The organism is Pelagibius sp. (genome assembly GCF_965249265.1).
Taxonomy (GTDB): Bacteria; Pseudomonadota; Alphaproteobacteria; order Kiloniellales; family Kiloniellaceae; genus Pelagibius.
This window is the reverse complement of record NZ_OZ252224.1, coordinates 3,671,037-3,685,205: the sequence shown is the minus strand read 5'-3', so window position 1 is coordinate 3,685,205 and position 14,169 is coordinate 3,671,037. Positions and strand designations below refer to the sequence as shown.

Genomic DNA, 14,169 nt, shown 5'->3' with positions numbered 1-14,169 from the left:
GACCGGGCGACGGACCGCTGGTTGCCGGCTTGGGCCGCGCAATAGGACCAATCATCTTAAGGAGACATGTATGTTCCGCCGCCGCAGCCGGGGTGACCAGCACCCTGCAAAACACCTTTCCACCCGTCGCCGCCACGGCTCTGCCTGGCGCCGCGCCCTGTTGTCAGCCACCGCGTTCAGTGCGGTCTTCGCCGCAAGCGGCGCAGCCTTCGCCGACTACGGCAATGCCTCTGTCACGAACTTCAGTGCGCCGCCTGTGGTGGTCGAAAACAACGGATCGACCTATACCGGCCTCTCCTCGCCGGCGGTTCCAATCCGGGGCGATCTGGAGATCGAAGTCGATGCCGAGATTTCCGGCCGGGTCACTGAGTGGTTCGCCCGGCCCGAGATGACTTTGCCGAACGGCAACACGATGCTGTTCCCCAACAGCGGTGTTTCCGATTCCTATGACACAAGGCGCCCGAAAAGAGTCGAGCGCACTCATCGCTTCACCATCGAAAAGACCGACTATGCTGCGACCATGGCCGTAGCCTGTAACCAAAACGCCCAGCGTTTGCAGTCCCAGGGCTGGAGTCAGGATCAGGTCTTCGCCCAGGACCATCAGGTACAGGTTTTTGTGGATGGATACGTCACCTACGAGACAACCGGTATCGAGGGCGTGGAGGAGCCCCCCGAAGTCGGTAGCCGACGGAACGCAGTGAACGTGACCTGCAGGCGGGAGGCCCCCGTCCGAGAAATACCCTCCGTCGTCTCACGTCTCAACATCTTAGAAGAGGCCAGCAACACGGGGGCCTGCACCTTGGGCCTTCAGGTTGAATTCGAAACGGCTTCCCCCAATCAGCTGGTCAGGTTCCGCTTTGTCGACGACACGGGCCAGCAGAGCAACATCCTGAACAGCCGCACCCGCGACGACGGGACCGCCAGCTTCACGCAGGACTATCAACTGACGGGCGGCGGCAGAAGCGGCCAGATCCGGATCGTCGGGGTGGACGCGAACTTCGCCTCACCCTGGCGGGAGTATGATCTTATCTGCGGTCAGGGCAACGGCGGTCTCACCACCGTGTTGCCGCCCAAAGCTGACTCGGTGAGCTATCAGGTGGAGTCTGAGACCGAGTTTCGCGGCCTTTACTGTCCCGAGGTGATCACGGTCGCCGGTGTGGCAAGGGGACGCGGTGAGTCTTCCGGCAGGGCTCTTCTTTCCGTCGGCAACCGGCCCCTGCAGATGTTCGAGTATACTTTCGACGATACCGAGAGAGACATCTTCAAGGCCACACACACTCTTTCCTGGGACAACGTCCAGCAAGCCCGCCAACCGCTGCGCATTGCCATGCAGTTGCGCAACAATGGCGGTGATCTGGTCGATGAAACCGCTCAGGATTTCAGTGTGGTCTGCCGCGCCCCGTCCATGCCGGTCGGCCAGGGTATCGGCGGTATCGGTGTCGAGCCGCGCGAGGAACACTCCCAGCAGGGTATCGGCGGCCGTCTGGCCCAGCCGGGCGGCGGTGCCAATGCGCAGCTCGCGGGTGTGGGCGAAGCGGCCACGGCCGGCTTTGACATCCAGGCCCCCGAAGGCCGGGTGCGCAAGGGCGTGATCCGGCTTTCCGGCGGTCAGGCCAATGCCAACTATGCCCTGCGTTTCTTCCGCAGAACGGACGGCGGTCTTCAGCGCGTGCGTTCGGCGCAGTTGCCTCAACAGATGACCGGGAACACGGCCAACTTCGATTTGCGTCCCCTGGCCGGCAGCCGGGCCTGGCGCCTGGAGGTTTGCCAGATCGGTTCCACCGGCATTTCGAGCACGGCGAACTGCGAGACCTCGGACTTCAGCCTGGGCCGTCTCGGCGGGGTGCAGTCCGGTGCTGAGCCGAGCGCTGAGCCGGTGAAGCGGCCGCGGCGCATCATGCAGCGGAACGCCAACTAGAGGAACGGTTCCGGGCACTGCTGCGCGTCACGAGAACATCGTGATTCCGGTGGTGCCCGGCGCCGCTCTCTTCTCTATCTGTCTTCTCTATCTGTCTTTACTGGCGGCGGGTCGTCTCGCCGTTCTGCAGATCGACGGGCAGGGCCACCGTTCGCTCGGTTTTCGCGCCGAGTATTTTCGCAACCAGCATCTTGGCCCCGGTTTCGCCCATCAGACTGCGATGGGTCAGCGAGGTGGTGATCGATTTGTCCAGCACCTTGTTGATGTTGAGACCGTTGAAGCCGACGATGCCGATGTCCCGGGGAACTTTCAGGCCCGCCCGCTCACAGGCCATGAGGCCGCCGAAGGCCATGTGGTCGTTGAGAAAATAGATCACGTCAGGCCGTGGCGCTGCGGTGGAAAGCATGGTCCGCACACCGTTGAAGCCGGCCTCGAAGGAGGCTTGCTTGCCGGCCCTGATGTCGTGATCGTTCGAAAGGCCGAAGCTCTCAAAGGCACTGCGGAGCCCTTCGAGGCGGTTCTCCGCTCTTGCGTCGCGGTCCTGCTCGACCCCGACATAGGCCGGGCGCCGGTAGCCCAGCTTCACCAGGTGCTCTCCCATCTCAAGCCCGGCGGCGTGATGATCGACGCCGACGCAGAGGTCGATGGGGTCTTCCGTGAAGTCCCAGATCTCCAGGGCCGGGATGCCGGCAGCGCGAATGCGGCTCCGGGTATGCGCGCTGTGTTCGGCGCCGCTGAGAATGATCCCCGCCGGACGCCAGGAGATCATGCGGTCGACCCAGCTCTGCTCGTGGGTCTTATCGTACTCGGTCGTATCCATGACGGTCTGCAGGCCGGCATTGGCGAAGGTGGCGCGCATGCCATCGAAGATTTCCGCGAACACCGCTTCGAACAGGGTCGGAACCGACACACCGATGAGGGTCGAGTTTGCCGCCGCCAGGGAGCCGGCCACGCTGCTCGGTTGATAGTTGAGGCGCTTGGCAAGGCGCAGGATTTCCGCCCGCTTCTTTGCCGATACCCCCTCGACGCCGCGCATGGCGCGGGAGACCGTCATGATGCTGACCCCGGCGTGACGCGCCACGTCTTCAATTTTAGCGGGCGCTTTTGTACTTCGCTTGGACGCCGCCTTGGGTCGGGATTTGGTCTTGTCTTCCAATCGCTTCCCAGTCTCGCCCTTGCATTGCAAGTCTGCGATCTACGTTAGCGTTAACGTAGTTTCCTAGCATAGCCGCTTGAAAGAAGCGATGGCATTCAGGACGCTGGTAAAAAACAAGAAATAGGGGAGGTTCCACCGTGCCGCACATCCGGTTTGCCGGTGTCGAGAAAAGCTATGGAGCCGTGCGTGTTCTGCCGCCGCTCGACCTGGAGCTGGAGGATGGTGAATTCACCGTCCTTGTCGGCCCCTCCGGCTGCGGCAAGTCGACCACCCTGCGCATGCTCGCCGGCCTGGAAAGCCTCAGCGGCGGCGAGATCTACTTCGACGACAGGCCGATCAGTGGACTGGAGCCGAAGGACCGCGACCTGGCGATGGTGTTCCAGGACTACGCGCTCTATCCGCATATGAACATCGCCCGGAACATGTCTTTCGCGCTCCGGCTTCAACGCAATTCCAAAGCCGAGATCGAAGAGAAGGTCGGCCGCGTCGCCAAGATGCTGAACATCGCCCATCTGCTCGACCGCAAGCCGGCCGAGCTGTCCGGCGGGCAGCGCCAAAGGGTGGCCATGGGCCGGGCGCTGGTGCGCAACTCCTCCACTTTTCTGTTCGATGAACCTCTGTCGAACCTGGATGCGAAGCTGCGCGCCAAGATGCGTACTGAGCTGGCCGAGATGCGCGACACCCTCGATAAGAACATGGTCTACGTGACCCATGACCAGATCGAGGCGATGACGTTGGGCGACCGGATCGTCGTGATGTCCGAAGGCGTCATACAGCAGCAGGGCTCGCCCGAAGAGCTCTTCAAAACCCCGGCCAATAGGTTCGTTGCCGGTTTCATCGGCAGCCCGACGATGAATTTCCTTGAGGCCGAGCTGACCGCGGCCGGCGATGTGCTCAGCGTTCAAGGCAACGGCTTTACGCTGCCCCTGGCAGACGCTCTGAAGGCCCGGTTGTCCGGCCATGCGAGCAAGGCGGTCACTATCGGCATCCGGCCCTCGGCCTTCAGCACGGAACTGACCTACGCCGCACCCATCGATCTCCATCTCGCCGTGTCCGAGTATCTCGGCGCCCACTCGGTCCTGGTGACCCGTTGCGGCGATGCGGAAATTCTGGTCGAGCACGACAGCGCCTCGCCGATGAAGGCCGGCGTCACCATGACATTCGGCGTCAAGCCCGAGGACATCATGGTCTTCGATAAAGAAACGGGACTCACGCTCTAAAAGAAACCAACCCCTGGGAGGGAAAGTCATGAGGAAACACTGGAAAGCAACCTTGGCGATGGCAACCGGCCTCGCCCTCTGGGTATCGGGCACTGCGGCCAATCCATACGAGCCTTATGAGGGAACGACCCTGGTCGTGAACTTCCCCGCGCATCCGCACTACAACGCGGTGATGAAGGTACTGCCGGAATTCACCAAGGAAACCGGCATCAGGGTCGAGGTGGATCAGCTTCAATATCTGAAGATGCGCGAGCGCCAGACCCTGGAGCTGACGAAGGCGCGGGGCGACTATGACCTGATTGCCTATGTCGTCTTCTCCAAGGCCGATTACGTCTTCGCCGATCAGTTGGAGAATCTGGCCCGGTTTTTCATGAACCCGAAGTTGGCCGACCCGAACTACGACAGTGAAGACCTGATCGACGGCTATGTGCAGAACATCGGCGTTGCCGGCGGGGTGAAAGGCTATCTGCCGGGCAAGACGGGCTCTACCTTCGGTATTCCTTTTGGATCTGAAACCTCGGTGCTTGCCTATCGCAAGGACATCTTCGAGAAGCACGGTATTCCGGTGCCGGAGACTTACGACCAGCTGCTGGAAGCGGCCTGCAAGATTCCCGAGGTCGAACCCGGCATGGGCGGCATGGCTTCGCGTGCGGCCTCGGGTCATCAGGCCAGTCACGCTTTCCTGCTTCATCTGGCACCACTGGGTGGCCGCGTCTTCGATGACGCCTGGAACCCGATCATCAACAACGATGCGGGCGTTGCGGCCGCCAAGGCGCTGAAGACGATTGTCGATTGCGGTCCCGAGGGCGCGCAGACCTTTGGTCCCGCCGAGGCCGCGGCCGCCTTCAAGCAGGGCCAGGCGGCGATGTTCATGGACTCCATCGCCTTTGCCGCCGGCTTTGAAGATCCGTCAAGCAGCACGGTGGCCGGCAAGGTCGGCTACGCCCTGCATCCGGCCGGCGTGCGCCGCGGCAGCCAGACCGGCGGTTTCGGCATCGCCATTCCCAAAAACGCCCAGAACAAAGAGGCAGCCTTTCTGCTGATGCAGTGGCTGACGTCGAAGAAGGGCGATCTGCTGGTGGCCATGGCCGGGGGTAATCCCTCGCGCTTCTCGACCTATCAGAATGCCGAGCTGAACGAGAAGTATCCCTATTCGGCGACCTTCGGCGAAGCGCTGAAGTACGCCGACCCCGACTGGCGTCCGATCATCCCCACCTGGGGCAAGATCAACGCCGATATCGGCACGACCATGTCCAAGGTGCTGACCGAGGATCTCGATCCTCAGGAGGCCCTGAATGGCGTCGCCGAGCGGGCCCGCGCCATCATGGACGAAGCCGGCTACTACACCTGGCAGTAAGGGTTGATGCGGGATGCCGGTCCGCTTGGATCGGTGTCCCGCCTCATCCCTGCAAGCTGTCGCTTCGCCGGAACGGACCCGGGCCCTTATGAAACCAGCCCTCGCCAACCGTCTGACGCCCTACATGTTCCTGGCTCCCGCCGGGGCGGTGCTGGTCGTGGCTTTGCTCTATCCCATCGGCTACATGGTTTACGCCAGCTTTCTGGATTGGAACCCGAGCCAGCGGATCGGTGAGGCGGAATTCATTGGCCTTCGCAACTACGTCAATCTGTTGGGTGACGACAGCTTCCGTGAAAGCCTTTGGGTCACCTTGAAATTCTCGGCGATCGTCGTGTCGCTGGAAATGGTGATCGGTGTCGGCCTTGCCCTGCTGCTCGACCGCAACATCCGCGGCATGTCGGTGCTGCGCACGCTGTTCATCCTGCCGATGATGATCGCGCCCATCGTGGTCGGTCTGATGTGGCGCTACATGTACCATCCAACGGTCGGGATCTTTAACCGCACGCTGAAGAACCTGGGTCTGGAGCCGATCCCCTGGCTGTCGGACGGCAGCTGGGCCTTTGCCTCGGTCATCATCGCCGATATCTGGCAGTGGACGCCCTTCATCTTCATCCTCTCGCTGGCGGCTTTGCAGTCGCTGCCGCAGTCGGCCATCGAAGCCGCGCGGATCGACGGGGCAAACGGCTGGCAGCAGATTGTCTATATCAAGCTGCCGCTGATGATGCCCGTCCTGGTCGTCACCTGCCTGCTGCGCCTGATCGACGCTTTCAAGGTTCTGGAGGTGATCCTGGTTCTGACCAACGGCGGACCGGGTCTTTCGACGGAAATCCTCAGCCTGCGCATTTCACGAACCGCTTCTGAATTCCGCGAGCTCGGCGAGGCGGCGGCGATGTCGAACTATCTCCTCCTGCTGCTCCTGCTGCTCACGCTCGCGATGTTTTTCTACAACAAACTGGCCGAGGCGCGGGCAATGCGTCTGCGCGCCGCGGCCGAGGTCGACGAGATATGAGCGCGCCCAGCTACGACAGACAGCACCCTGCCTACTATGCCTTGATCGTGGCTCTGGTCGTGATGTCGGTCGGGCCGATTGTCATGATGCTGATCACGTCGTTCAAACTGAACGTCGACATCATGTCCGACACCTCGGGTCTGATCTTCATGCCGACGATCCAGAATTACGAGGCAGCGCTCTGCAACATGCTGTGGTACGAGCCGGCGAGCGTCGATTACTGCGACCCGACTTTCGGGCGCGCGCTCGTCAACTCGCTGATCATCGCCCTGATTTCCACCAGCCTGACGCTGGTGCTGGGCTGCATGGCCGCCTATGCCATCGTACGCTTCCGCTTCGTGGGCAGGGGGACGGTTTCCCTGACCACCCTGCTGATGCGCATGGTGCCGCCGGCGGTCCTGCTGGTGCCGGTGTTCGGCATCTGGTCGTTCCAGTTCGGCATCGACGGCACCCGCAGCGGCATCATCCTCATCTATGTGGCGATGAACCTGCCCTTTGTGATCTGGATTTTGCAGAGCTTCATCGTTCAGGTGCCGATCCAACTGGAAGAAGCCGCCCGCATGGACGGCGCCGGGCCGTTCCAGGTCTTCTTCCTGATCGTGCTGCCGATCATCAAGCCGGGCCTGGCGGCGGCGGCGATCTTCACCTTCCGGATCGCCTGGAACGAGTTCCTGCTGGCGAACACCCTGGCCGACCGCAACTCGCGAACCGTCCCCGTCACCATCGTCAACTCGCTGACCGAGTACGACATCGATTGGGGGGTCATCATGGCCACGGGCATGCTGCTGGCGATTCCGCCGATCATCTTTACCTTTGTGGCTTCCCGGCAAATCATCACCGGGATGACGGCGGGGGCCGTCAAGGGCTGATGCAGGGGCTGATGCAGGGGCTGATGCAGGGGTTGATGATCGAGTGGCTTCTCGCGCCGATCGATGTCAGCCGGCCGCATGAAATCGGCGTTCTGGCCTCCTGGCACGCCCGCCTGATGGTGCTGGCCTGGACCTTCCTGTTTCCTCTGGGAATACTGGCGGCGCGCTACTTCAAGATTATGCCGGGTCAGGATTGGCCCGATCAGCTCGACAACCTCACCTGGTGGCGCACGCACCTTGTCCTGCAGTATGGCGGCGGCATCGCGGTCGTGGTGGCGGTCGCACTGATTCTCCAGGTTTCAGTCCTGGACTTCTGGCATATTCATCATGTTTTCGGCTGGCTCGCCGTCGGCCTCTGCAGCCTGCAGTTCCTCCTGGGCTGGTTCCGCGGCAGCAAAGGCGGCCCGACGGACCCGGCCTCCGACGGTTCCTGGTCGGGCGATCATTATGACATGACACCGCGCCGCAAGGTCTTCGAGTATTGCCACAAGTCGGCGGGATACATCGCGCTGTTCTCGGCGGTTGCCGCCATCGCCACCGGCTTCTGGTTCGTCAACGCACCGCGCTGGATGTGGATTGCGACACTTGTGTGGTGGGCTTTTCTCGTTGCCTGTTTTGTCGTTCTGCAGCGCCGCGGTTGGGCCATCGATACCTATCAGGCAATCTGGGGGCCGAACCCTCACCATCCGGGCAACCGGATGCGGCCCATTGGATGGGGGGTTTCGCGAAAGAACGATTCCGGCGGTTCCAGGCAGCGTTCGGTGCCGCGCTAACGGCTCCAGGAAACGGCAACCTTGCGTGCCAGTTCCTGGTTGAACAGACGCTCCATGGAGATACCGAGCGCCGGCGTGCGCTCGATTGCCTTGCGCAGAGCCTCCCGCGGCCAGGCGATGTACTCGGTGCCTGCGGTCGCTTGAACCGAGGCTGTTGCCGTGCCGCCGAGCAGGAAGGAAACCTCGCCGATAAAACGCCCGGCCCGGAGGCAAAGCTGGCCCCGTCCTTTTCGATTTCGACCTGCCCGCCGGTCACGAAATAGAGGCTGCGCACGACCTCACCCTCCCGGGTGAGTTCGACGGGCTGCTCCGCCGTGTGCCACTCCGCCATCTGCATCAGACGCCGGAACTCGCCGGGGGTCAGGACCTTGCGGATGTTGAGAAAGGACTCGCTGGTTCGATCCCCCGGGCTTTGATGACGGTCGTGAAGCAGCCGGATGATGCCGATAAGGCCCGCCAGCGCCAGGACGGAGGACCAGAAGATCGCCCCGAAAAGCGGCTCTTCGGGATGAAAGTAGTAGTAGGGGATATAGACGAGGTTGCCCGCCAGAACGAGGCAGCGCAGCATCAACTGTCCCCGATTCAGAAAACCGAGTACTTGAAGCAGTGCCGCCGCATGCACCAGCAGCCCTGCATTCAGAGCAAGATCAAATTCCTGCATTCCCCACCCCTTCTCACGCCCCTTTGCCGCGTCCCCCTTACGACCAGACAGCTCTCCCAAGCCCTAAGACTGGATGTTGCGGCGAGCTTCATCGATCAAATCTAGACGATTTGACTATATCTGAAGGCAGAGAGTGCCCCTGTGGGATTTCTCACTAGAGCGGATCATGATTGGACGGAAACACATTCATGTTTGCGTCCAAGCATGTGAATCCGCTCTACACTTAGAAGTTAGAGCAGACTCACCGGATTGATGGATCGCTAAAGCGATTCCATCAAATGCGGATCTGCTCTAGGTAGCGGACTCATAAGCTTCGCACCAGATTCTGACAGCGGCGATTTTGATGAAGGCGAGGAAGGCATGTGATGTCTTGTCGTATCGGGTTGCGATGCGCCGGAAGGATTTCTTGATACGGCCGATGAAGCGCTCGACCTTGTTGCGTTGACGATAGAGTTCCCGGTCGAATGGGATCGGTATCTTGCGGTCGGATTTGGAGGGGATCACCGCTTCCGCTCCCTTCTCCCAGATCAGGTTTCGAATGTGGTTGGCGTCGTATGCCTTGTCGGCCAGAACAGCCTGTCCGGGTTGCAAGTCCCCCAGCAGAAGCGGCGCCACCGGCCCGTCATGGGCCTGTCCCGGCGTCAGGTGGACCTTCAACGGTAGCCCCCATTCATTGACCAGAACGTGGATTTTTGTGGTCAGACCGCCACGTGAACGACCCATGCATCGTCGGGGATCGTTTTTTTGAGCGTGGCCCCGGCGTGATGCACGCGCACCGACGTGCCGTCGATCATCACCACATCGCCGTTGTGAGCATCCACCACCGCGTCCATGACCCGGTCCCAGACGCCGGCCCGGGTCCAGCGGCGGAAGCGGTTGTACACAGTGGTATAGGGGCCGTAGCGCCCGGGCAGGTCGCGCCACGGACAGCCGGTGCGCAACACGTAGAAGATGCCATTCAGAACCTGCCGGTCATCGCGCCGCTGCACACCCCTCACCTTGTTCGGCAGAATCGGTTGGATGAACCGCCATTCCAGCTCCGTAAGATCATAGCGTGACATGCTCTCCTCCGAACGCCAAACCAGACCATCACAGAATCACAAACCGCTGATCTTGAAAATAGATTTATGAGTGCACTACCTAGCGGAGGGATCGGCGCTTGGCTTTTGTGCCCTGCGGCTACAGCCGGGAGACGGCGACCTTGCGGGCCAGTTCCTGGTTGAACAACCGCTCCATGGAAGCGCCCAAACTGGGCGTACGCTCGATGGCCTGGCGCAGCTTTTCTTTCGGCCATTCAATGTATTTGGTGCCGGGCGGGACCGAAGAACTGGCGGTTGCGGTGCCGCCGAGCAGGAAGGATATCTCGCCGATGAAAACGCCGGAGGGCAGGGAGAAGGTCCAGCCGGATTTATCGATATCGACCTGGCCGTCGATGATGAAGTAGAGGCTGGAGACCGTTTCGCCCTGGGTGGTCAGTTGCGTCTGTTCGTCGACCGTATGCCAGTCGGCCATCTGCATCAGGCGCCGGAACTCGCCGGGGGTCAGGACTTTCAGAATGTCGAGGAAGGCGGTTTCGTCTTCACCATGGCGGCTGCGGCGGCGGTCCAGCAGCACCCTGACAATGCCGATCAGGTTTGCCACGGCCAGCGCCCCGGCCCAGAACATGGCACCCCAGAGCGGCGTTTCCGGATGATAGTAATAATAGGCGATGTAGGTAAGGCTGCCGGCCAGAATGAAGCCGCGCAGGACCAGTTGTTTTCGATTCAGAAAGCCCAAGACCTGGAGCAGCGCGGCGGCATGCACCAGCAGGCCCGCGTTCCAGGCCAAATCCCATTCCAGCACTTCCCACCCCTCCCAAGGCTGCTTTCGCGATTGTGATTAGCCTGTCGCCCCCGCCACCTACCCATTAGGTGTGAGGGATACCCCTAACGTGCCACGTTGATATCAAAGCCCCTGTGGCTGGACTGTGGGAAATCGCACGGCGGAACGCCGCAGGCCTCGCGTCCGATCTGCACGGTGGAGGGGTCAACGCTTCAGACCAACTGAAACCCGTGGGCATAGGGGTCGCGATCGTCGATGGTGATGGTGTTGAGGCCGGTCATTCTTGCCCAGCCCTCGATGGACGGAATGATTCCCCGATGGTTGCCGACCTTGGTCTCTTTCTCCACCCGTCCGGTGAAGAGGCTGCCGATGATGCTTTCATGAACGAAACTGTCGCCGGGCTTCAGCTTGCCCTTGGCGGCGAGCTGGGCCATACGCGCCGAGGTGCCGGTGCCGCAGGGGCTGCGGTCGATGGCCTTGTCGCCGTAAAAGACGGCGTTGCGCGCGTCGGCTTCCGGTTTTGTCGCTTCGCCGGTCCAGAGGATGTGGCTGACGCCGCGGATGGTCGGGTCTTCCGGGTGGACGATGTCCGTCGCCTCGTTGAGCGCCCGGCGCAGCAGCGGCGAGAGCCTCAGAATGTCGCCGGGGGCCAGATCGGAAAGATCCCGGTAGTTCGGTTGCGGCTCGACAACGGCGTAGAAGTTGCCGCCGTAGGCGATGTCGACCGTGACGGGCCCCAGGCCCGGGCAGTCCACGGTCACCGCTTCGGCGGCCAGATAGGCGCCGACATTGGTCAGGCGCACGCTTTCGACGAAGCCGTCCTTCAAGGCATAGCGCGCTTCGACCGGCCCCGCCGGGGTGTCCAGCATCAGCCGGCCCGGTTCGCGCGGTTGCACCAGGCCGCGTTCGACGGCGAAGGTCACCGTGCCGATGGTGCCGTGGCCGCACATCGGCAGGCAGCCGCTGGTTTCGATGTAAAGCACCCCGACATCACAGTCTTCACGGCTGGCCGGGTAGAGAATGGCGCCCGACATCATGTCGTGGCCGCGCGGCTCGAACATCAGGCCGGTGCGGATCCAGTCATAGCGGGCAAGAAAATCCTGCCTCCGGGCGCTCATGCTGGCGCCTTCCAGCGCCGGGCCGCCGCCGGCCACCAGGCGGACAGGATTGCCGCAGGTGTGCCCGTCGATACAGAAGAAGGTGTTGGGCCTGACCGCCCCCTGGTTGGTCTCCATGAGCCGGAGTATCGGGCGCGCCCCGCGCTTTGGCAATGCCGGGGGCCCGGGACGTGGGGCGGTGAAAATGGCCGGCGGGGGGCTTTTGCTGGGGCCCCCGCGGCGGCTATAGTTCTTCTCTTATGTCGATTGCAGCGATGGATAGTCCCGAGACGGTGACGGAACGGAGCCGGACCCAGGGTGCCGAAACCGGCTTGCTGGCCGAGGACGAGCCCCGCCCTTTCGAACTGTTCAATGCGGGCGGCGGGGCCCCGGTCCTGCTGCTTTGCGACCATGCGACCCGCTTCATCCCCCGTGCCCTGAACAGCCTTGGCCTGGATGAGGCCTGTCTGACCCGCCACATCGCCTGGGACATCGGCATCGCCGAGGTGACGCGACGTCTGGCCGAGCGGCTGGACGCCCCGGCCATGCTCAGCCACTTTTCGCGCCTCATCGTCGATCCCAACCGCCGGGCCGACAATCCGACCCTGATCCCGGAGATCAGCGACGGCGTGATCGTTCCCGGCAATCGCGGCCTGACGCCGGAACAGAGGGAAGCCCGGCTGGAGACCTTTTTCCGTCCCTATCACGCGGCAATCTCGGATCAACTCGACGCCATGCTGGCGGCGGGAACCGCGCCGGCGCTGATCTCCATGCACAGCTTCACGCCGGTGATGAAGGGCGAGGAGCGGCCCTGGGAAATCGGCATCCTCTGGAACCGCGACCCGCGCCTGCCGCAACCTTTGATGGCGCGTCTGCGGGCCGAGGGCCTGACGGTCGGCGACAATCTGCCGTATTCCGGTGCCGACGAGCACGGCTATACGCAGCACATGCATGGTGACCGCCGGGGGCTCGCCAATGTGCTGATCGAGGTGCGGCAGGACCTGATCGATACGCACCAGGGCGCCGCCGACTGGGCCGACCGCCTGGGCACGGCCCTGGCGGCGGTGCTGGGGGACCCCGGCCTCTACAAAGCGGAGCACTACTGATGCCGAGCGAGCCTTCCTTTACCGTCGGCATCGAGGAGGAGTACCTCCTGGTCGACCGCGAGTCGCGCGACTTGGTGGTCGACCCGCCGGACGCTTTAATGGCGCGCTGCGAAAAGGAGCTGGAGGAGCGGGTCAGCCCGGAATTCATGCAGTCCCAGATCGAGGTCGGGACCAGCAAGTGCGATACCGTGAGCGAGGCGGGCGCGGAACTGGCCGAACTGCGCGGCTGTATCGCCCGGATCGCGGCGGATTATGGCCTGGCGCCGATCGCCGCCTCGACCCATCCCTTTGCCCAGTGGGACGCGCAGAAGCACACGCGCAAGGAACGCTATGACGAACTTGCCCGGGACATGCAGGCGGTGGTGCGCCGCCTGCTGATCTGCGGCATGCACGTTCACGTCGGTCTGGACGATGACGAACTGCGCATCGATATGATGCAGCAGATCAGCTATTTCCTGCCGCACCTCCTGGCGCTGTCGACCTCCTCGCCGTTTTGGCGCGGCGAGGTAACCGGCCTGAAGTGCTATCGCCTCTCGGTCTTCGAGGAACTGCCGCGCACCGGCCTGCCGGAGACCTTCGACAGTTTCGGCGAGTACCAGCGCCATCTCGACGTCATGATCTCCGCCGGCCTGATCGAGGACGCCACCAAGATCTGGTGGGATGTGCGGCCCTCCGCGCGCTTTCCGACCCTGGAGATGCGGGTGGCAGACGTTTGCACCCGCATCGAGGACGGCATTACCATCGCCGCGCTCTACGTCAGCCTGACCCGTATGCTGCATGCCCTTAAGCGCGACAACCAGCGTTGGCGCAAATACTCCAACATGCTGATCCAGGAAAACCGCTGGCGCGCCCAGCGCTACGGTTTCGATGAAGGCCTGGTCGATTTCGGCAAGGGCAATGTAATGCCCTTTGCCGGGCTTCTTGACGAAATCATCGGATTGGTGACGGACCATGCCACGGCCCTGGATTGCCTGGCGGAGGTCGAACATGCCCGGGATATCGTGCGCCGGGGCACTTCCGCCCACCACCAGATGGCGATTTTCGACGCGGCGATGGCGGAGGGCGCGGACAAGCACGAGGCCCTGGTCAAGGTGGTCGATTATCTGGTCGAGGAAACCGCGCCGCCGGCAAAGGGACCGTGAAGGCCGGAGAAACTGGAAAAACGCCTTCGGCATCCCAAAA

12 protein-coding genes and 1 pseudogene are annotated in these 14,169 nt (G+C 62.5%); 9 read left to right on the top strand and 4 right to left on the bottom strand.

The genetic code is table 11. The features are described from left to right. Window positions 1-70: 70 nt before the first annotated feature. The gene (locus ACP146_RS17580) at window positions 71-1,918 is read left to right on the top strand and encodes a hypothetical protein (protein WP_422368051.1); all 1,848 of its coding nucleotides are present in this window, start codon (window positions 71-73) and stop codon (window positions 1,916-1,918) included. A 97-nt stretch (window positions 1,919-2,015) separates the two neighbouring features. Here the strand turns inward: ACP146_RS17580 and ACP146_RS17575 are convergent, their stop codons facing one another. Next, on the bottom strand, window positions 2,016-2,999 hold the full coding sequence (locus tag ACP146_RS17575) for a LacI family DNA-binding transcriptional regulator (protein ID WP_422368050.1): 984 nt from the start codon (window positions 2,997-2,999) through the stop codon (window positions 2,016-2,018). Window positions 3,000-3,211: 212 nt separating this feature from the next. On the opposite strand from ACP146_RS17575, the gene ACP146_RS17570 reads away from it, so the two are divergent. The 6 genes from ACP146_RS17570 (at window position 3,212) to ACP146_RS17545 (ending at window position 9,068) form a co-directional block, all read left to right on the top strand. After that, complete coding sequence (locus tag ACP146_RS17570; RefSeq protein ID WP_422368049.1) at window positions 3,212-4,294, top strand: ABC transporter ATP-binding protein; 1,083 nt, start codon at window positions 3,212-3,214, stop codon at window positions 4,292-4,294. 28 nt (window positions 4,295-4,322) lie between these two features. Further along, entirely contained in the window at window positions 4,323-5,651 is a 1,329-nt protein-coding gene (locus ACP146_RS17565) for an extracellular solute-binding protein (RefSeq protein WP_422368048.1), read from the top strand. 88 nt (window positions 5,652-5,739) lie between these two features. Beyond that, the gene (locus ACP146_RS17560) at window positions 5,740-6,660 is read left to right on the top strand and encodes a carbohydrate ABC transporter permease (RefSeq protein ID WP_422368047.1); all 921 of its coding nucleotides are present in this window, start codon (window positions 5,740-5,742) and stop codon (window positions 6,658-6,660) included. Then, window positions 6,657-7,529, top strand: coding sequence for a carbohydrate ABC transporter permease (locus tag ACP146_RS17555; RefSeq protein WP_422368046.1), 873 nt, complete (start codon window positions 6,657-6,659; stop codon window positions 7,527-7,529). Before ACP146_RS17560 ends, ACP146_RS17555 begins: the two co-directional genes overlap by 4 nt. Next, entirely contained in the window at window positions 7,529-8,302 is a 774-nt protein-coding gene (locus ACP146_RS17550) for a cytochrome b561 domain-containing protein (RefSeq protein ID WP_422368045.1), read from the top strand. Before ACP146_RS17555 ends, ACP146_RS17550 begins: the two co-directional genes overlap by 1 nt. A gap of 415 nt (window positions 8,303-8,717) precedes the next feature. Then, window positions 8,718-9,068, top strand: coding sequence for a hypothetical protein (locus tag ACP146_RS17545; protein ID WP_422368044.1), 351 nt, complete (start codon window positions 8,718-8,720; stop codon window positions 9,066-9,068). Between the two features lie 186 nt (window positions 9,069-9,254). On the opposite strand, the pseudogene ACP146_RS17540 reads toward ACP146_RS17545, so the two are convergent. From ACP146_RS17540 to ACP146_RS17530, 3 genes and pseudogenes are all read right to left on the bottom strand, one after another. Next, a pseudogene (locus ACP146_RS17540) lies at window positions 9,255-10,024 on the bottom strand (IS5 family transposase). Between the two features lie 118 nt (window positions 10,025-10,142). Next, a complete protein-coding gene (locus ACP146_RS17535) occupies window positions 10,143-10,805 on the bottom strand; it encodes a cyclic nucleotide-binding domain-containing protein (RefSeq protein ID WP_422368043.1) in 663 nt (220 codons plus the stop codon). 191 nt (window positions 10,806-10,996) lie between these two features. Continuing rightward, a complete protein-coding gene (locus ACP146_RS17530; protein ID WP_422368042.1) occupies window positions 10,997-12,019 on the bottom strand; it encodes a 4-hydroxyproline epimerase in 1,023 nt (340 codons plus the stop codon). A 137-nt stretch (window positions 12,020-12,156) separates the two neighbouring features. Between ACP146_RS17530 and ACP146_RS17525 the strand changes: the two genes are divergently transcribed. Both ACP146_RS17525 and ACP146_RS17520 read left to right on the top strand, forming a co-directional pair. Beyond that, entirely contained in the window at window positions 12,157-12,987 is an 831-nt protein-coding gene (locus ACP146_RS17525) for an N-formylglutamate amidohydrolase (RefSeq protein ID WP_422368041.1), read from the top strand. After that, entirely contained in the window at window positions 12,987-14,129 is a 1,143-nt protein-coding gene (locus ACP146_RS17520; protein WP_422368040.1) for a carboxylate-amine ligase, read from the top strand. Before ACP146_RS17525 ends, ACP146_RS17520 begins: the two co-directional genes overlap by 1 nt. Window positions 14,130-14,169: the final 40 nt, after the last annotated feature.

What these genes read in the sequence shown, in the direction of transcription:
- ACP146_RS17555 (WP_422368046.1), top strand. Translation starts at nt 6,657, where the DNA reads ATGAGCGCGCCCAGCTACGACAGACAGCACCCTGCCTACTATGCCTTG.
- ACP146_RS17550 (WP_422368045.1), top strand. Translation starts at nt 7,529, where the DNA reads ATGCAGGGGCTGATGCAGGGGCTGATGCAGGGGTTGATGATCGAGTGG.
- ACP146_RS17530 (WP_422368042.1), bottom strand. Translation starts at nt 12,019, where the DNA reads ATGGAGACCAACCAGGGGGCGGTCAGGCCCAACACCTTCTTCTGTATC.
- ACP146_RS17565 (WP_422368048.1), top strand. Translation starts at nt 4,323, where the DNA reads ATGAGGAAACACTGGAAAGCAACCTTGGCGATGGCAACCGGCCTCGCC.
- ACP146_RS17520 (WP_422368040.1), top strand. Translation starts at nt 12,987, where the DNA reads ATGCCGAGCGAGCCTTCCTTTACCGTCGGCATCGAGGAGGAGTACCTC.
- ACP146_RS17560 (WP_422368047.1), top strand. Translation starts at nt 5,740, where the DNA reads ATGAAACCAGCCCTCGCCAACCGTCTGACGCCCTACATGTTCCTGGCT.
- ACP146_RS17545 (WP_422368044.1), top strand. Translation starts at nt 8,718, where the DNA reads ATGACGGTCGTGAAGCAGCCGGATGATGCCGATAAGGCCCGCCAGCGC.
- ACP146_RS17525 (WP_422368041.1), top strand. Translation starts at nt 12,157, where the DNA reads ATGGATAGTCCCGAGACGGTGACGGAACGGAGCCGGACCCAGGGTGCC.
- ACP146_RS17580 (WP_422368051.1), top strand. Translation starts at nt 71, where the DNA reads ATGTTCCGCCGCCGCAGCCGGGGTGACCAGCACCCTGCAAAACACCTT.